A 19,716-nucleotide genomic window follows, 5' to 3' on the forward strand; every position below is an offset into this window, starting at 1 on the left:
TAAAAATATATTTTTATTACTAGGTATTAATAGTAATATATAAGAATAGGTTTTATATAATCAGGAGGGAACTTTATGGATAAAGCATTAACAAACCATGTCATTATTTTATCATTCGACTGTTTATCAGCTTTAGATTTTCCTATACTACAAAAACTACCTCATTTCCAATCTCTAATAAAAAAGGGCACGGTTGTCGAAAAAGTAGAACCAATTTATCCTTCTGTAACATATCCAAGCCACTCAACAATCGTAACCGGTAATTACCCTAACAAGCACGGTGTTGTTAGCAATACGTTACTTCAACCAGGGCGTGAATCACCTGATTGGCATTGGTACCGAAAATCAATAAAAGGAACAACATTGTATGATGAAGCGCGCAAAGCAAATTTAACGACAGCTGCCCTTCTATGGCCTGTTACTGGAAGAGCGAACATCGATTACAATTTACCAGAAATTTTTCCAAATAGACCTTGGCAAAATCAAGTGTTAGTTTCCTTATTTAGCGGTAGCCCACTATACCAATTAGATTTAAATCGTCGTTTCGGCCATATAAGAAATGGTTTATCACAACCAGAGCTGGATGATTTCGTCCTCGCCTCTGCTGTGCATACAATCCAGACGAAAAAGCCTAATATCATGTTCGTACATTTCACCGATCTAGACACACAAAGACACTATCACGGCTTTGAATCTAACGAAACAATAGCTGCTATCCAGAGACACGACGAACGTCTAGGGAAAATTATTCAAGCACTAAAAGAAAGTGACTTATACGAAGAAAGTACAATTATTGCCCTTGGTGATCATAGCGCTTTAAGTGAAAACAAATCCATACAATTAAATGTGCTATTCCATCAAAGAGGACTTATATCTCTTAATAAAAAAAGAAAATTAGTAGACTGGAAAGCCTATTGCCAAAGTTGCGACGGCTCTGCCTATGTATATGTAAAGGACAAAAATGATACGGATACAATTCGGGAGGTACAACTACTCTTTGAAGAACTACTTCAAAATAAACAAAACGGAATTGAATTTATACTTCATGATGAAGCTGCGAAAGACTGCGGTGCAGACGGTAATTGTTTATTCATGTTAGAAGCACGAGAAGGGTATTATTTCACTGAAAACTATACAGGAGATTTTATAAAAGAAATTACCGAAAAAGATGTTACGCCCAGTAAAAAATATACATTTGGTACGCATGGATACTCTCCAACAAAACCTAACTATGAAACAATTTTTATAGCTGCTGGGAAAGGGATAAAAAGCGGCATTACCATACCGTATATGAGACTTATTGATGAGGGCCCAACTATCGCTAGACTACTCGGTTTACACTTAGGTGAAACAGACGGAGCAATTGTAGAGGATTTACTCCAATTGTAAAGAACAGTGTATATATGTAAAAGTTATGTAAAATTCATCACTGTTTCTCTTTTTATAATTTTTATTTTTGTACACTGTTAGTAAAACAAATTTAAGGGGGAACATTATATGAAAAAAATGTCCAGACAAGAAAAAAGCTGGATATTATACGATTGGGCGAACTCTGTATACTCGCTCGTCATTACAACTGCATTATTTCCAATTTACTTTAAAGCAGCTGCAAAAGAAGCTGGACTATCTGGGGCAACTTCAACAGCATATTGGGGATATGCAAACTCATTCGCAACACTTTTAATTTCTATACTTGCTCCTATTCTTGGCACAGTTGCTGATTATAAAGGATTTAAAAAACGTTTTTTCACATTCTTCTTTGGACTCGGTATCGTATTTACAAGTATGTTAGCAGTCGTTCCAACCTCTCAGTGGTACTTATTGCTAGGGTGCTATATGCTCGCCTTAATCGGCTTTGCTGGAGCAAACATTTTCTATGATGCATTTTTAGTAGACGTCACTTCTGAAGATAGAATGGACCGAATTTCTACAAGAGGATTTGCATTAGGTTATATCGGGAGTACAATTCCTTTTATCGGTTGTATCGCTCTTATTATTCTTTCCCAAAAAGGAACTATTCCCTTATCGGTCGGCATTGCTAGTCAAATTTCCTTTGCAATAACAGCTCTTTGGTGGGGATTATTTACAATTCCAATGCTAAAAAACGTAGAGCAAACACACTATATTGAGCGTCATCCAAGACCTATTAGAATGAGCTTCAAACGTCTTGCTGATACTTTTAAAAATATTAAAGAATATAAAACTGTATTTATGTTTCTAATCGCTTACTTTTTCTATATTGACGGAGTCGACACAATTATTACTATGTCTACCGCTTACGGAACCGATCTCGGTATTAGTGCAACGAATCTATTAATCATATTATTTGTAACACAAATTGTCGCTTGTCCATTTGCTTTACTATACGGAAAATTATCTGAAACATTTACTGGTAAAAAAATGTTATATGTCGGTATCATTATTTATATCATTATTTGCACATATGCTTATTTTTTAAAAACGACACTTGATTTTTGGATTTTAGCAATGTTAGTTGCTACATCTCAAGGTGGTATTCAAGCACTAAGTCGTTCATACTTTGCAAAACTAGTACCTAAAGAATCTGCTAATGAATTCTTCGGATTTTATAATATATTTGGCAAGTTTGCCGCAATTATGGGTCCGGTATTAGTCGGTGTTACAACCCAATTAACAGGAAAAACAAACGCTGGTGTTCTTAGTATTATTGTTCTGTTTATTATCGGAGGATTTTTACTAACTAGAGTTCCAGAAAATAATACATCCGTTACACCACCTAGTCCAAAGACTAAAACGCTATAAGAAAAGATCCTCTTCTCATAAGAAGAGGATCTTTTTTATTTTTAAAGGTGCGACTTATAATGAACGACTCTACTGCTTGTACAAAAATAATTTATCAACAGTTGTTCCTAATACTTCAGCTAAACGGAATGCTAACGCTAAACTTGGATCATATTTATTATTCTCAATTGCATTTATCGTTTGTCTAGAAACTTTACATTTATCAGCTAATGCGCCTTGTGAAATATTATTTTCAGTGCGTAATTCATAGATTTGATTTTTCACACCATTGCTCCTAACCTGTAAAATCGTTTTTACAACATCAGTATATAATTGGCTCATATAGTTGTCAAAAGTTCCTCAAAGAAAAAGGGAGCAATATTGCTCCCTTACAATAGTTATTTCGAAGCTAACGAATTTGTTAGTGCCTCTTTATTAGCAACATCTTCTTTTTTTATTTGCATACGTAGAACTGGCCCTATCGCTAATAAAATAAGTACCATTGCTATACAAAACACAGTAACTAGTGAAGTTAGTTCCTTTAATCCTCCAGCTAGTGAAGTTCCAATTAGCATTGCCCCCATAAACAGTGGTAAAATCGTCCCATTTACTCTTCCAACCATATTTTCTGGTACAAGTTGAATCATAAGCGTACCGACAACAATATTAACACAAGCTAAACAAATACCTGTTCCAAACCTCATGAAACTAGTAATCCAAAATGATGTAGATAGCCCTTCTACTAAAAATGACATTGCTAATATGCCCATACCGAATACAAACATTTTTTTCGGATTCACTTTTGAAGCGAAAATTGCAGCAACAATACCACCAATTAACATACCTATTCCATCAGCTGCAGCTAAATATTGAACTGCTTCCTTTTCCATTCCAAGGCGTTCTATTACAAGAAACACCTCTAATGGAGTTGTTAATCCAACAGCTAAGCCTATAATGGTGAAAGTGATCGTAATCATACTTAAATTTTTCGTATGAAGAACATACTTCCAACCTTCTTTTATATCATTTTTTAATGAATCTCTCGCCACTTGCTCTTTTTCAACCCATTTTGGTAAAAATGAAAGGGCGATAGCAGATAACAAAAATAAAATGATTAAGCTATATAGTGACGTAAATAAACCAAGTTGTGTATACACAAGCGATCCTACCACTGGTCCAAAAATCAGAAATAATGACTGTAATGTTTGGTTAAATGCAATCGCATTTGCTACCTGTTCTTCTTTTACATAGCGCTTAAATATACGCGAAGATGAGGGCTGAGAAAACTGACCTACAATCGCGGAAATGAGTGTTGCAAAAAATATAGCCTGCCAATAATCCAGCTTTAACAACAGGACAATTCCTATAATAGACAGTACACTCAACACATCTCCAGCGACCATTGTTCTTTTCGGATTCCAGCGATCAGCTAGCGCACCACCGATAAACGAGAAAATAAAAATAGGTGCATATTCCATAACTGATAACAAAGAAACAGAAACCGGATCATTATTCGTTCGCTCCATTATAAAATACAAAAGAGCCATATTTCTGATCCAAATTGCAAATTGTTGTAAAATATCAGACGCCATAACGAGCATAAATGCTCGGTTTTTAAATAAAGCGTTCATTTTCATTCCCCTTTCACAAACCGACCGTTCAGTCTAATTTATTTTGTAAGAAAAGCAACTGACCTATTATTCAGCTGCCATTCCTTTTAACAATACATCTATTGCCTTTTTATAAATACGCTTCAACTCTTTATAATCTAGCTCGTAGTAAAGTACTCCAAGCCCTGATAATAATCCATTCACAATATACATAAGATCACGAGTATTATCTTCACGGAACTCTCCAGACTGTATACCTGCTTCAATTAATTTCTCAAACATAACATATGATTCTCTAGTTAAAGCTAATAGTTCCTCCAAAATCTCTTTACTTACAACTTGACTCATAGAGAATTCCTCTATGGCATTTGAAATTGGTTGCTGTATGTCCTCTACATGATATTCCGCGAGACCATATAGTTTTTCAGTACTAGTGCTATACAACTTCTCTTTTTCATTCCATTTTTCAAGCCAATCATACGTATGCTGTTTCACTACAAATAAAAATAATTCTTCTTTACTTTTAAAGTGATAATAAATACTTCCTTTACTTCGCTCTGTAATTTCACAAATCTCTTCCATAGATGTAGCTGCGTAGCCCTTCTGTGAAAATAGACTTTCTGCTTTGTATGCAATTTCTTTCTTTATCTCTTCTGCGCTTCTTCTCATATTCACACCTCTTTAAACCGACCGTTCAGTCTAATAATAACAAATCAAAAACCTCTATCGCAAGAGGCTATATTCCTTATTTAAGAAAACGTACTTTCAAACCAAGTTCGAATCATATGTATTGTTCCAAATTTAAATGCTAATTTAACAAGAAATACGCCTCCCGCAGCTAATAAAAATAACACTACTTTCCCCTTATTTTTCACTTTCGGTTCCCTTTTCATTTCCATTCCCCTTAGTATGTTAAAAATATTAATCAAACGTTTGTTTAACTGTGTTTATGTATATGTAAGCCGACTAATCAAACGTTTGTTTAAAAAGAAATACGCCTATATAAGGCGCATTTTCATCAATCCCCACCGCCACCGCAGCTTCCTCCGCTATCTCCCCCAAAAGAGCCTCCACAATCATGTGAACCGCCATCATGCGAGCTATCATTATCCGATCCAGCAAAGAAAAATAATGGTGATGAGCTGTTAGATGAATTATGTATGTTATTTTGTTTCGCCAAGTTCACCTTCTTTTTGTTCGATCGAACTGCTGTTACGATTATTCCAACTACAACAAATAATAGTATGACAATAATAAATCCCATATAAAAGCCTCCCCTATTCCTCGAATAATTGAATGATTCTCTCTAGATTTTCAAGTGAAATGAAGCGTGATTCACGAAGAATTTCTTTTCCATTATGAAATAATAAAATTGTTGGCCCTGTAAATACTCCATATCGCCCCGCAATCTCTTGCATGTCTTGTAGTAATATTTCTATTTTCTCTACGTAATCATAATTCTCTAATACGCAATTTACTTTTCTTAGCATAACATCACAAACACCACAATTTTCCGTTTTAATAAACAGAAGTACCAATTGTTGTTCTTCGATATAGGTCGCTAATTCTTCTATCGTTTTAAATGTAGTCATATTATCCCTCTTAGCGTAATTTACGAAATACTTTTTCTTGATACATACGAAAAGCTGAACTATCTTTAATCTTTCTCTTTTCCATTACCTGCTGAAAACGAAGCGTTTTTACTGTTAACTCTTCTCTTAATTTCTTTCTCTCTTCTTCATCATAACAGCAAGCAATCAGATCCTCTATTTTTAATATATCTTTTTGTAGTTCCATTTCTGGTGGAATCATTCCCGCATTTTTTAAAATTTTATAACTCATTCTAAGTTCTGGAGGTACCATTGAAAAATCTTCTAATTGTAGTGGTTTTCCTTTTCCCGGAAGATAATCAAGATCACCGTTCCGTATTGCTTTTCGAATTTTTTCTTCAGCAATGTTCAAAAACACATCCACACTATTCCCTCCTTTACATATTTTTACTATTATTTTACATGATATTTCCTTATCTTTCTACGTCTTTAATAATTGGCTCCATACAATTTTTTCTCAAATTTATTTATAATGAGCTATTTCCTCCCATACCGATCTTTCGTTTTCATATATAGTTTGTATTCAAGCCTTTTTGTATTGAGAAAGTCTTTTACAACTGAATAAAGCGTTTACACTAAATCTTACATTTGTTACGATTTAATCACCCCCAGCTCCCTTGTATAGACTTCGTGATGTCTGATCATTTTATCTAGACGTTTCATACGTCTAGATTCATTTTGATTTATTGGCGTATGCCTTTAAATATATCTTTTATTTTGAAAGGAGAAATGGCTATGAGGTCTCAAAAATTCACACTGCTATTACTATCTCTACTACTTTTCTTACCTCTTTTTCTCACAAATTTTATTACTCCAAATCTCGCATTAGCAGATTCACCAAAGCAAAATCAAAAAATTGTTGGGTACTTTCCTTCGTGGGGCGTTTACGGACGTAATTATCAAGTTGCTGACATTGATGCATCAAAACTTACTCACCTTAACTATGCTTTCGCGGATATTTGTTGGAATGGAAAACATGGAAACCCTTCTACTCATCCTGATAATCCAAATAAACAAACGTGGAACTGTAAAGAATCTGGTGTACCATTGCAAAATAAAGAGGTTCCTAATGGTACTCTCGTACTCGGGGAACCATGGGCTGATGTTACCAAATCGTATCCTGGCTCAGGTACAACTTGGGAAGATTGCGATAAATATGCCCGTTGCGGAAATTTCGGAGAACTAAAACGATTAAAAGCTAAATATCCTCACTTAAAAACAATTATTTCCGTTGGTGGCTGGACTTGGTCTAACCGCTTTTCTGATATGGCCGCTGATGAAAAAACAAGAAAAGTATTTGCTGAATCTACAGTAGCTTTTCTTCGCGCATATGGGTTTGATGGTGTAGATTTAGACTGGGAATATCCGGGCGTTGAAACGATTCCTGGTGGTAGTTATCGTCCTGAAGATAAACAAAATTTCACTCTCCTTCTTCAAGACGTCCGAAATGCTTTGAATAAAGCAGGTACTGAAGATGGCAAACAATATTTACTAACAATCGCTTCAGGCGCAAGCCAACGCTACGCTGATCATACAGAGCTAAAGAAAATTTCTCAAATACTCGATTGGATTAATATTATGACATATGATTTCCACGGTGGATGGGAAGCTACTTCTAATCATAATGCAGCTCTATATAAGGATCCAAATGACCCAGCAGCAAATACGAATTTTTACGTAGATGGTGCTATAAATGTTTATACAAATGAAGGTGTTCCAGTCGATAAACTAGTATTAGGCGTACCCTTTTACGGACGTGGCTGGAAAAGTTGTGGCAAAGAAAATAACGGACAATATCAACCTTGCAAACCAGGTAGTGATGGGAAACTTGCTTCTAAAGGTACTTGGGATGATTATTCTACCGGTGACACAGGTGTGTATGATTACGGTGATTTAGCAGCCAATTACGTTAATAAAAATGGTTTTGTACGCTACTGGAATGACACAGCTAAAGTACCTTATTTATATAATGCAACTACAGGCACATTTATTAGCTACGATGACAATGAATCTATGAAATACAAAACAGACTATATAAAGACGAAAGGTTTAAGTGGAGCAATGTTTTGGGAACTAAGCGGAGATTGCCGTACAAGTCCAAAATATAGTTGCAGTGGTCCAAAATTACTTGATACGCTAGTAAAAGAATTACTTGGTGGACCTATTAGTCAAAAAGATACTGAGCCACCAACGAATGTTAAAAACGTTGTAGTTACGAATAAAAATTCAAACTCAGTTCAATTAAACTGGACTGCATCTACTGATAACGTAGGAGTTATGGAATATGAAATTACTGCTGGAGAAGAGAAATGGAGTACAACAACAAATAGCATTACAATTAAAAACTTAAAACCTAATACGGAATACACATTTTCAATAATTGCCAAAGATGCTGCTGGAAATAAATCACAACCTACCGCTCTTACTGTCAAAACGGATGAAGCTAATACGACACCTCCTGATGGAAATGGTACTGCTACATTTTCAGTCACTTCGAATTGGGGCAGCGGTTATAACTTCTCGATTATAATCAAAAATAATGGAACGACTCCTATTAAAAATTGGAAATTAGAATTTGATTATAGCGGTAATTTAACACAAGTTTGGGATTCTAAAATTAGTAGTAAAACAAATAATCATTATGTAATTACGAACGCAGGATGGAATGGTGAAATTCCTCCTGGTGGATCTATTACAATTGGCGGTGCAGGAACAGGTAATCCTGCCGAAATTTTAAATGCCGTCATTAGCGAAAACTAGACGTAATATCCATTAATTATTTCACTAAAGTTTGAATTTAGGTTCGAGCAAGACTTCCTAAATTCAAACTTTTAATTTTATGAAAAATCAAAAATATTACAATAACCTATTATGATTATATTTAGTTTCTAATATGAAGTTTATATGAAGTTCATTTGAATTTTACATGAATTTCCTTTAATTTCTATTGTCTTCCTATAATATCCACATTATCCTTTACATATAGGAATTATTTTCATTCCGTTTTGAACTATCTATATATATAAAGAAAGATAGTCACCTGTTAGGGAAAGGCTTTCGTATTATTATAAATATAACAAAAGAAAAAGCACGCTTATAAGCGCACCATAAGAGTGCTTCTTCATACAATTCTCATGTAAGAGTTCTCGAAAATCATGTTAATCACAAAGAAAAGGCATTAGCTCATAAAAGCTAATGCCTTTTCTTTATTCATATTGTTCAGCATTCCAATCTTCTATATTCCATACTTTTGTTATCCACGATTCATAGAAAGAAGGTTCATGTGAGACAATTAAAATCGTTCCTTTGTATTGTTGTAACGCTTCCTGTAAAGCCATCTTAGTTTCTACATCCAAATGATTAGTCGGTTCGTCTAAAATTAAAACATTGCTTTTCGTTACGATAAGTTCACATAAACGCACTTTCGTTTGCTCTCCACCGCTTAATAAACGAATAGGTTTTAATACGTGTTCTTCTTTCAATCCACACTTCGCTAATGCTTGGCGCGCTTCTTTCTTTGTCATATCTGGTCGTTCTGCCCAAATTTTCTCTAACGGTGTTATTTCTGAAGCAAACTCTTCCTGTGCAAAATAAGCAGGATTTACTCGGTCCCCAACAAAAATCGAACCGCTTAGCGGCTTTATTTGACCTAATAACGTTTTTAATATTGTCGTTTTTCCAATACCATTCTGACCAACAATAGCTATCTTTTCTCCTTTTTTCACTTGTAAATTCAAGTCTGGAAATAACGGCTCACTATAACCCACTCTTAGTTTCTCAGCCTGTAATATACGACTTACTGGTTCATTATAAACAGTAAAAGCAAAACAGGACTGAGGTACATTATTTACCTTTTCAACCCTTCGCATTTTCTCCAATACTTTCTCTCGACTTTTTGCCTGTTTTGCTTTTCGAATTTTATTTTTTTGAATAAATGTTTCTAACTGAGCAATTTCTTTTTGTTGTTTCACATACGCCGATTGTAATTGTTTCCTTTGCACTTGATAACTTTGTAAAAACTTTTCATAATCCCCTACATATCGCTTAACTTTTCGTTCTTCTAGATGGTAAATGACATTCGTAATATTGTTCAAAAACACTTCGTCATGCGAAATAATAATATAAGCTTTTTCATACAACTTCAAGTACGATTGCAACCATTCTATATGTGCTGTATCTAAATAGTTCGTTGGTTCATCTAGCAATAAAACATCAGCTTTTTCTAGAAGAAGCTTTCCTAGTAATAACTTTGTCCGCTGTCCTCCACTTAACTTTGAAACATCCTTTTCCAATCCTATTTCAAACAGCCCTAAACCAATTGCTACTTCTTCAATTTCTGTATGAATTTGATAGAAATTAGAGTTTTCCAATATAGTTTGTAACTCTCCATACCTTACTAACAATTTTTCTACTTCTACTGCTTCAGCCATCTCTTCTGCAATTTTTAACATTTCGTATTCAATCGCATACAAGTTAGAAAATGCACTTTGCAAGTATCCTTCAATTGTTATTCCTTCTTGTAAATCTATATGCTGCTGCAAAAATCCAACCTTCACATGTGGAAACCATTCAATGTTCCCATCATCATGTATAAGTTCTCCTGTTAAAATTCTTAGCAGTGTTGATTTTCCAATCCCATTTTTCCCTACTAACCCAACATGCTCCCCCTTTAATAATCGAAAGCACACATTATATAAGATGGTTTTCTCACCATACGAATGACTTAAATTTTCTACTGTTAATATACTCATTTTTTTCTCTCCTTTACTTATCGTCCATAAGCTAAATAGAGAGACCAACAGTATGAAGCCTTATTTAATTATGCATATAAAAATGGGTAAGGTGAATACACCTTACCCATTACATATTATCGTAAAAAAGGATTAAGGTTCTTTACCTGCTGTCTTCAATTTAGCTTAATCTTAAAAAATGGGCAGACTTCTCCCATATCAAGCTAAAACCATTTGAAGAACAGTTGATAAAGTCATTTTATCCTTTCACTCCTTTAACATTTGTTATATTAAGAGTATAAACTACTCTGTTATATTCTATTCTCTATTTTCCCTTTTGTTCCTTCTCCATCTTTTCATATTCTAAAAAAAGCCTCTTAACAGTAATTATACTAAAAACTGTTAAAAGGCTTTTTCTATTTTTTCATATAAGGAGCTAACACACTTAAAATCTCTTCTTTATCCTTTTTTAATTCGAGTGATGTTAACATATCCATCGTTCTCGGCCTAGGTAATTTCACTTGTACCTCGCCAACTATTGACGCTGGTCTTTGAGATAAAATAAATACGCGATCTGAAAGCAAGATTGCCTCATCTAAGTCATGTGTCACCATAACGATTGTTTGCTTTTCTTGATGCCAAGAGTTTAAAAGCCAGCTATGTACTTCCATTTTTGTAAATGCATCTAATTTACCAAAAGGCTCATCCAGCAGCATAATTGGCTTTTCACATAAATATGTGCGCAGAAAACTAATTCTTTGACGCATACCACCAGATAATTCATCTGGATAATGGTCTGCATATTCATCTAGTTGGAACTGCTTTAATGCTTCCATTCCTTCTGTCAGCCTTTGTTTTTTCGGCTTTCCTTCAATTTCTAACGGAAGAACGATATTTTGCAAAGCTGATCGCCACTGTAGTAATAAATCTTGTTGTGGCATATAACTAACAACATCTTGCTCTTGTACTTGCTTATCGTTATACGTTACGTTCCCGCTTGTTGGTTTTTCAACATTTGCAATCATGTTTAATAATGTGCTTTTCCCGCAACCACTCGGTCCTACAAAGGAAACAAACTCTCCCTCTTGTATAGAGGCACTAATATTCTCTAATACATTCTTTCCGTCAAAAGATTTCACTATATTTTTTATTTGTAATCCGCTCATTTTTCACTTGGAAGGAATTCATTTGTAAAAGCATCTTTTACATCGATTTTCTTTTTAATAACTTTGTTGTCATATAAGAAATTCATGTAATTCGTCCAAATTTCTTCCTTCTGTACTCCCCATGCTTTAGCATCATCTTGATACTTCGTACTTAACCATTTTTGGCTTTCTTGAACTAAATCTTTATTTACATCTGGAACAGCTTTAATTAAAATATCAGCAGCCTCTCTCGGTTCCTTAATTGCAAAATTATAACCTTCTGTCGTTGCACTCATAAACTTTTTCACAAAGTCTTTATCTTGCTTCGTATGTTTTTCACTCGTAATAATAACAGGACTATAGAAATCAAGCGCTGGATCTAAGTCCTTCACCATAATCGTATTTAACTCTTTTCCTTGGCGCTTCGCTTCAATACCATCCCAACCGTAATAAATCCATTCGAAATCTGCATCACGACCGATTGATTTAAAGAAATCTGTTTGTCCTAAGATGATTTTTTCAACTTTATTAAAATCAGCTTGATGTTTATCCATAATCGTCTTTAATGTCGCTTCTTCCGCTGGTCCTCCCCAGCCGCCGTAACGTTTACCTTCAAAATCTTTCGGTGACGTCATATTATCTTTCTTAAGCGATGCAAACGCTGAAGTGTTATGCTGAATAATCGCTCCTACAGATACAACAGGAATTCCTTCCACACGAGCTAACGTTACATTTTCTTGTGCGCTTATTGCGAAGTCTGCTTTTCCTGATGCTATCATTTGCTCTGCTGTTACATTGTCACCTGGTTGAATAATTTCTACATCTAATCCTTGCTTTTTGTAATAATCTTTCGTTTGCGCTACATACAAGCCAGTATGATTCGTATTTGGAAACCAATCTAATACTACTTTTACTTTTTGATCTTTACTTGCACTTTCTTCTTTCTTCGCCGGATTACATCCAGCCACACCTACCGCTACTAAGGCAGCTAACATAACTTTCAAACCTTTTTTCATTTTCTGCCGTCCTTTCTATATATCCATGGTGCTGTTATTCTTGCCATAAACTCTACGATAAAATACAGGCATAATGTCACCATAACGATGATTGCTGCAACACCAAATACTCGGGCAGTCAAAAAGGATTTTGTAGCCCTCGTAAGCATAACGCCTAATCCTTCACTTGCACCGAGCCATTCTCCGATAATTGCCCCCATTACGCTATATGTAACTGCAATTTTTAAACCTGAGAAAAAGTATGGAAGCACTGCTGGAAATTTTACTTTCTGGTAAACTTGCCATTTTGTCGCCTTCATTGTTTGTAACAGTTTCAGCATGTTTTTATCTACTGTTTGAAAACCTTCTAAAATACTAAGCGCAATTGGGAAGAAACAAACGAGTATTACGACCATTACTTTCGGCAACATCCCATATCCAAACCAAATAATAAATAGCGGTGCAAGTACAACAATTGGAATTGTTTGCGAAATAACGAGCAATGGATTTATTAAAATACGAAATAACGGTATAACGTCCATAATAATTGCGATGCTCGTCCCCAATAAAATTGCAAAAAATAGTCCAATTATAACTTCCTGCAGTGTTTGCATCGTATTTGGTAATAGTAAATCTTTCATCCCAATTAATTCTTGAACAATGGCAGAAGGCTTTGGTAAAATCCACGGTTCGATTTTAAATAATGAAACAGATCCTTCCCATATCGCAATGAGAAGGATAAGCCAAATAGTTGTAATAAGTTTAGATTGCTTCTGGTTTTGCATATTCATCACGGTACTTCCAAACCTTTTCATCTATCGTTACACCAGTGCTTGGACGATAATGGATTTTAATAGAAGTAATCACTTCTTCTGCTCCAGCATCGACGCAAGCTTGTTGCGCACGTTTAACGACATCAAGAAGTACATCTAATTCTCCTTCCAAAGTTGTTTCCATTGCCCCTACTTCATAACGAACTCCCGATTGTTGCACAACTTCAATTGCTTTATCGACAACAGAATATACATCTTTCGTTTTTGCTTGTGGTACTACTGAAAATGACATTGTAACTTGTTGTGACATAATAAAATCCCCCTTATAAAAATAAATTTCAAAAATAAGAAAAGGCTTTCCTACTGCGTAGGAAAGCCTTGTATGCAAGTTATTACAGAATAACATATGCTACATCACTTTAAGTAACTCCCTACGCTGGCATTATCCAGATCAGGTTGAGGGTCGATGTTTACTTACATCCTCTCAGCCAATTGGCTCCCCGGTCCTTAATTCGTTTTCATTGTAGCATGATTTATTTTATTGAACAAACAAAAGCATGCATAATCATTTCATTATTTTTGGAAAATAACCAACTTTTTCACCATGAGCTAATAACTGCTGAATAAATTCTTTATTAATTGCTGGTACTATCAATTCTTTTTTCTTAATCCATTTATTCGTTCTACGCGTACCCATTACAATTTCAGATTGCTGCGCTCCATCTCCTGCAACTTGAGAAGCAATTAACTCTGCTATTACTTCATTTCCCTTCGCTAATGCAAGTCCGGTATTTACATATTCTGAAAGTGGAACCATTTCAAGATTGTATCCACAATCTCCAATTAGCTGTATAAATTGTTCAAACTCAATTTGATGTGGATGACAAATATGTAACGTCTCTCCTATAATTTGCGAATCTTGCAAATACGATACAATTGATTTACTAGCAAAATCAATTGGTGTGAAATCAACTTTCCACTTCACATTTGGTGCTTTCCCAATTAATAGCATTGTTTTAATAAGACGATAAAATGCGTTTCCTTCAATATTTTGTTGGAACGAACCTGTTTCTGAATGACATGCTAAATTACCTGCACGATAAATATTTCCACGCAAACCATTTTTCATTGCTTCACGAACAATGTTTTCCGCTTGTAGTTTACTATTTGAATATACATTCTCTAAGTCTACACTGTAATTAAAATCACCAGTTTTCATGTATGTATCCCATTGATCTACCGCTAATTCTAACGGGATACCAATTGTAGAAATAAAATGGAATGTAGCACCTTTCTCCGCTAATGTTAGCATACGGCTAGTTCCTTGGACATTTATATTTTCAAATTGTTTTACATCTCCAAAATGTCTTACATCTGCACCGCAATGAATTATCGTATCCATCTTAGAACTGATGAACATAAATTCTTCTTCGCTCATCCCAAGATACTCTTCTCCCAGATCACCAGCTACGGCCTGTATACGCTGTAACCATTCTTCACATATATCATTAAAGTAGCCTGTTAATGTATCTATAATTCTTTGCTGCACATCTTTAGTTGGTCTTACTAAACAATAAATAGTAGCAGATGTATCTCTCAACAATTCATATAATATGTGTGATCCTAAATAACCAGTAGCTCCTGTTAAAAAGACATTTGAAATCTGGTTTTCTTCCAAAACGTTTGCATACGTGATAGTATCTGGTTCGTGAATCACTTTATATTCACGAAATACTTCTTCTTTCTCTACTTTTACTTCTCGCTCAATTCGAGCTAATCCATATATCGTTCTTTCTTTAAAGAAATCTTGAATTGTTAAATGTGAGAAATCTTCTTTTAACAATGTTAAGACTCGTAATACTTTTAATGAATGTCCACCAATTGTAAAGAAATCATCATGCACTCCAACTTTTGAAATTCCTAATACTTCCGCCCAGGCGTTCGCTATTTGTTTTTCTGCTTTATTAGAAGGTGCAACATATTCTTGTAGCCGAACCGGTTCATACTTTTCTTCTAACTGAGCTAACTTCTTAACATCAATCTTTTTATTAGGTGTAAGTGGCAATTCATTAATATAAATTAGTTTAGATGGCACCATATAATCTGGTAATTGCTCTTGTAACTGATAAACTAATTCTGGTATTTCTTTTTTATTTAAAGTTGTATAGAACGCGATTAAATATTGGCTACCTTCCTTACTCTTCTTAGCAAAAACAGCATTTTCTTTTATATTATGATTTTGAGAAATTTTACTTTGGATTTCGCCTAGTTCAATACGATGTCCTCTAATTTTTACTTGGTCATCTTTCCGATGTAAAAACTCTATATTTCCATCCTCTAGCAACTTAATGATATCACCTGTTTTATATATATTAACTATAGGATTAAAAGGGTTCGGAATAAAAGCTTCAATTGTTTTATTAGGCTTATTAAAATACCCTTTTGCTAATCCCACTGAATCTATATATAATTCACCAGGTACACCAATTGGACAAAGATTCATATTCTCATCCAAAATCATAACTTGATAATTAGCACATGGTTTACCGATGGGAATACTCGCAACATCCTCATTTAACTGACTAGGTATTTTATAGGTTGTCGTCACTACAGTACATTCTGTCGGTCCGTATACATTATGAATTTCAACATTTGTACCTATTCTTTCTCTCCACAATTTAATAACCTCTACAGGCAACATTTCACCGCCAATCGCAATTCTTTTTAGGGAAGCTAGCTTATATATATCTTCTTCTGCTAAATAAGTTGCTACTTGTCGAACAAAAATTGTTGCTAATGCCAAGATTGAAGTTGCTTTCACTTTATAGATTGCATTTGCAAATGCTTCTACAGACAATCGCTCTTCCTCTAATAGTACATATAAGTTTCCTCCACAGAATAAAGAAGCAAATGACTCCCATACAGAAGCATCGAAACTAAAGGATGGAAATTGGGCAAATACATCCTCTTCTGTCAATTCATATTGCTTTTTCATCCAAGTATACAGATTAACAACGCCTCTATGTGCTAACATCGTTCCCTTTGGATTCCCTGTTGAACCAGATGTATAAATCATATAAGCTACATCATCACAATGAATAGACAACTTTACATCTATATCTTCATAAGTTTCACTATCATACATTGAAACTGTTTGAACCCCATCACATGTTATAGGCGTCTCTTTCATCAATATAACTTTCGCTTGGCTATCTTGAATAATGTACTGTATTCTACTTTCCGGATAATCTGGATCAATCGGAACATACGCTGCACCAGCTTTTAATATAGCTACCATACTTACTACTGTGTCTATGCTACGTTTCATAAATATTCCAACATAGTCTCCTAATTGGACGCCGTTTTTGATTAACATATGAGCTATTTGATTACTTTTTTTATTTAGCTCCTCATAAGTTAAAGTACCTTCCCTTGAAGATAAAGCTATACGATTTGGAAATTGAGTAACAGTATTATAGAACATATCGACGATACTTTTCTCAGGATATACTGCTGTCGTATCATTCACTTGACTATAAAGTGCCATCTCGGCCTCTGTAATAATATTAAAATTATTTATATGATTACTCTTATTTTGTGATTTATTAATTAAAACACCTTGTATTTGTTGTGCATAACGAGTAATTGTTGTCTCTTTCCAATTAACACTATTAAATATTATTTCTACACTTTGCATATTTTTACTAAATACAAATTGTAATGTATTCGTGTCTTTTAGCTCATAATATGTTTCACCAATAATAATAGGTGACATTTCATATAACGTATTACCGTTTTGAAACTCTTCTATTTCTTCCTCATTCATTTCTTTAATTTGCTCCAGTTGCTCTTCAATTTGTAAATTTAAACTTTCATAGGAGAGAAAATTAGAAACTTCAATAGTAATCGGAAATAAACTTCCTCTTACATGATAAAGCACGACAATATGTTTTTCTTTAGAAATATGATATAACCACGTTGCAGTCGCTCCTATTAAATCTACAATGTGAGTCAAATTTGAAAACAGTTCCGTTTTCCTTTTTATCCTAAGTTCTGTTCCTTGCACATCTTTAGGTATTTTAATACTTCCTTCTACTTTTCCTAAAAATTCTTTTACCATCTCACTATAAGAAATTGCTAATTTCATATTTATGTAAATTCCTCTCTTAAATATAATAAAGGTGTGAAAATTCACACCTTTTTTATCCCTTATTAAAGGGCAGATTCGTTCAATTCATAATCAGTAGCGGAGATACCCCCTTGATTAGAATTGAACTTTCTCCTTATTCGCTTTTAAACTCACCAATAAGCTCTTGTAATTCCTGAGAAAGCCAACTTAAAGAAGTCGCTAATTCTGCAATATCTTGTACTGATATTTCTTGCTCTTTCATGCTTTCTTCAACATTACTACTGCTGTTGGCATAAGTATTTGCAATATGTGATAATTCATTTACGACTTGAACAATATTCTGGCTATTTTGTAAAATATCACTCGAATTACCAGAAACAGCTTTTACTTGATCTGTAACAGATTGCGCTGATTTTGAGATTTTTTCAAAGAAATCTCCGCTACTTTGAACAAGCGAAATTCCAGTTTCTACTTCTTTTGAACCTTTTTGCATGGAAACTACAGCATCTTCTGTCTCAGCTTGTGTTTCACCAATTAATTTCGCTATATCTTTTGCAGACGCTTCAGTTTGTTCTGCTAATTTTCGTACTTCATCAGCAACAACTGCAAACCCTCTTCCAGCTGCTCCAGCACGTGAAGCCTCAATAGAAGCATTTAAAGCTAATAAATTTGTTTGATTTGAAATGCCTGTAATTACAGTTACGATATCACTAATTTCTTTTGACCTTGTTTCTAACGAATAAATGATGGAAGATAAATCTTGTACTGCATTTTGGATTAAACTCATTTGATTAATAATTTGTCCAATCACTTCATTACCTTCAATTGAATGTTGTTCCATACCTTCAGAAGCAACCGCAACTTGTTTTGCAGCCCCAGTTATTTCTTCTACCTTATCTTCCATTCCATGTACAATTCCTAAACATTGTTGTACTGAAGTTTTTTGAGACTGTGCCCCTACTCTTAAACCTTCAATAGAACTTGCAATCTCTTGAACTGCCATGCTGTTTTCCTCTGTACTCGCCGACAATTCTTGTGAAGAAGAAGAAACTTGCTCAGCAGTTTGCCTTACTTTATCTATAATCCCTTTAAATTTTTCAATCGTGTTATTGAAATAAACATTAATAATTCCAATATCATCTGGTCTTTCTTTTAATTTAATACTCAAGTCACCTTCACCAATTTTACGTAACCCTTCTCGTAAATCTTTTAATGGAGCTAACGAGTGACGCACGATAAAGAATTGAGTAATAGTCGCAATTGCTAATGAAATAATGATAAAGAGTAAGCCCTGTATCATAAACTTCTCTTTTGTAATAGGAACAATGGAAGCATCTAAGTCAGCCGCAACAATTGCAACAATATTGTTTTCTCCATCTGTAATTGGTTCTAATATTGTCACCCACGAACCTATTTCATCTTCATATACTTCTGTCATTTGAGCCTTTTTCGTATCAATCACTTTATCGTATGCCTTCATCCAATGAGCGGGTTGTTCATAATAATCTCCCGGCTTTATAGGAAACGCATTTGTTAACTCTGTAGTCAAACCAACGAGTTGTAATTCTCGCTTTTCATTCGGCTTTGCTCCTGTAACATACGTTTGTCCAACGCTTTTCAATTCTTTTGACACTTCATCTAATTTCTCTGTTAACTTTTCTTTTTTCACTTTTTCGGCTGTAGGATCTTTCGCCATGTCTCTAACTAATTCTACATCCAGTTTTTTCAATACTATTTCTCCTGTTTCAATAGACTGCCTTTCAAATAAAGACATCATACTATTTTGAAACATGTTGAAACTTAACGCACCCATACTTCCAACAAGTGTCAAAATAACTAATACGGTTAATAAGACGTTCTTTTGAAGGAACGATAACTTATGCCAATATTTTTTCATTAATATCCACCTTCCTTAATCAACATAAACAAAAAAACAAAATATATGAATATTTTGTTTGAAAATG

At 34.3% G+C, this 19,716-nt stretch carries 17 protein-coding genes and 1 riboswitch; of the genes, 3 read left to right on the forward strand and 14 right to left on the reverse strand.

The annotated features are described in order from the left end of the window. The first annotated feature begins 75 nt into the window (after positions 1-75). Entirely contained in the window at positions 76-1,389 is a 1,314-nt protein-coding gene (locus ACUN13_RS21425; protein WP_025687833.1) for an alkaline phosphatase family protein, read from the forward strand. A 108-nt stretch (positions 1,390-1,497) separates the two neighbouring features. Next, complete coding sequence (locus tag ACUN13_RS21430; RefSeq protein WP_000738812.1) at positions 1,498-2,781, forward strand: MFS transporter; 1,284 nt, start codon at positions 1,498-1,500, stop codon at positions 2,779-2,781. 69 nt (positions 2,782-2,850) lie between these two features. Here ACUN13_RS21430 and ACUN13_RS21435 read toward each other — a convergent pair whose 3' ends face one another. The 7 genes from ACUN13_RS21435 to ACUN13_RS21465 all read right to left on the reverse strand — a co-directional run bounded on the left by ACUN13_RS21435 (position 2,851) and on the right by ACUN13_RS21465 (position 6,344). Next, positions 2,851-3,102 carry a helix-turn-helix transcriptional regulator gene (locus tag ACUN13_RS21435; protein WP_002023181.1) on the reverse strand — a complete coding sequence of 84 codons (252 nt, stop codon included), beginning with the start codon at positions 3,100-3,102 and terminating at the stop codon, positions 2,851-2,853. Positions 3,103-3,158: 56 nt separating this feature from the next. Continuing rightward, a complete protein-coding gene (locus tag ACUN13_RS21440) occupies positions 3,159-4,391 on the reverse strand; it encodes an MFS transporter (protein WP_025687832.1) in 1,233 nt (410 codons plus the stop codon). Between the two features lie 66 nt (positions 4,392-4,457). Continuing rightward, positions 4,458-5,039, reverse strand: a complete 582-nt coding sequence (locus ACUN13_RS21445; protein ID WP_001254439.1) for a TetR/AcrR family transcriptional regulator — start codon at positions 5,037-5,039, stop codon at positions 4,458-4,460. A gap of 80 nt (positions 5,040-5,119) precedes the next feature. Next, on the reverse strand, positions 5,120-5,263 hold the full coding sequence (locus ACUN13_RS21450; protein WP_000817981.1) for a hypothetical protein: 144 nt from the start codon (positions 5,261-5,263) through the stop codon (positions 5,120-5,122). A gap of 125 nt (positions 5,264-5,388) precedes the next feature. Then, on the reverse strand, positions 5,389-5,634 hold the full coding sequence (locus ACUN13_RS21455; protein ID WP_000505774.1) for a hypothetical protein: 246 nt from the start codon (positions 5,632-5,634) through the stop codon (positions 5,389-5,391). A 13-nt stretch (positions 5,635-5,647) separates the two neighbouring features. Beyond that, entirely contained in the window at positions 5,648-5,962 is a 315-nt protein-coding gene (locus ACUN13_RS21460; protein WP_000206515.1) for a thioredoxin family protein, read from the reverse strand. Positions 5,963-5,972: 10 nt separating this feature from the next. After that, positions 5,973-6,344: a DnaJ family domain-containing protein gene (locus tag ACUN13_RS21465; protein ID WP_017657409.1), complete on the reverse strand. Its 372-nt coding sequence runs from the start codon at positions 6,342-6,344 to the stop codon at positions 5,973-5,975. Positions 6,345-6,715: 371 nt separating this feature from the next. On the opposite strand from ACUN13_RS21465, the gene ACUN13_RS21470 reads away from it, so the two are divergent. After that, positions 6,716-8,740, forward strand: coding sequence for a glycosyl hydrolase family 18 protein (locus tag ACUN13_RS21470; protein WP_089607219.1), 2,025 nt, complete (start codon positions 6,716-6,718; stop codon positions 8,738-8,740). Positions 8,741-9,186: 446 nt separating this feature from the next. On the opposite strand, the gene ACUN13_RS21475 is transcribed toward ACUN13_RS21470, so the two are convergent. From ACUN13_RS21475 to ACUN13_RS21505, 7 genes are all read right to left on the reverse strand, one after another. Beyond that, positions 9,187-10,731: an ABC-F family ATP-binding cassette domain-containing protein gene (locus ACUN13_RS21475; RefSeq protein ID WP_000025957.1), complete on the reverse strand. Its 1,545-nt coding sequence runs from the start codon at positions 10,729-10,731 to the stop codon at positions 9,187-9,189. Between the two features lie 395 nt (positions 10,732-11,126). Continuing rightward, entirely contained in the window at positions 11,127-11,876 is a 750-nt protein-coding gene (locus ACUN13_RS21480) for an ABC transporter ATP-binding protein (RefSeq protein ID WP_000016090.1), read from the reverse strand. After that, a complete protein-coding gene (locus tag ACUN13_RS21485; protein ID WP_017657406.1) occupies positions 11,873-12,871 on the reverse strand; it encodes an ABC transporter substrate-binding protein in 999 nt (332 codons plus the stop codon). Before ACUN13_RS21485 ends, ACUN13_RS21480 begins: the two co-directional genes overlap by 4 nt. Beyond that, positions 12,868-13,641: an ABC transporter permease gene (locus ACUN13_RS21490; protein ID WP_001057166.1), complete on the reverse strand. Its 774-nt coding sequence runs from the start codon at positions 13,639-13,641 to the stop codon at positions 12,868-12,870. Before ACUN13_RS21490 ends, ACUN13_RS21485 begins: the two co-directional genes overlap by 4 nt. Beyond that, positions 13,613-13,933 carry an MTH1187 family thiamine-binding protein gene (locus ACUN13_RS21495; protein ID WP_000082906.1) on the reverse strand — a complete coding sequence of 107 codons (321 nt, stop codon included), beginning with the start codon at positions 13,931-13,933 and terminating at the stop codon, positions 13,613-13,615. The genes ACUN13_RS21490 and ACUN13_RS21495 overlap by 29 nt, the downstream gene beginning before the upstream one ends. A 101-nt stretch (positions 13,934-14,034) precedes the next feature. Beyond that, positions 14,035-14,136: riboswitch (TPP riboswitch) on the reverse strand. 52 nt (positions 14,137-14,188) lie between these two features. Beyond that, on the reverse strand, positions 14,189-17,770 hold the full coding sequence (locus tag ACUN13_RS21500) for a non-ribosomal peptide synthetase family protein (protein WP_445423946.1): 3,582 nt from the start codon (positions 17,768-17,770) through the stop codon (positions 14,189-14,191). A 136-nt stretch (positions 17,771-17,906) separates the two neighbouring features. Further along, entirely contained in the window at positions 17,907-19,649 is a 1,743-nt protein-coding gene (locus ACUN13_RS21505; protein WP_000761084.1) for a methyl-accepting chemotaxis protein, read from the reverse strand. Between the last annotated feature and the right edge of the window lie 67 nt (positions 19,650-19,716).

It is taken from the genome of Bacillus cereus group sp. Bce041 (assembly GCF_052646455.1).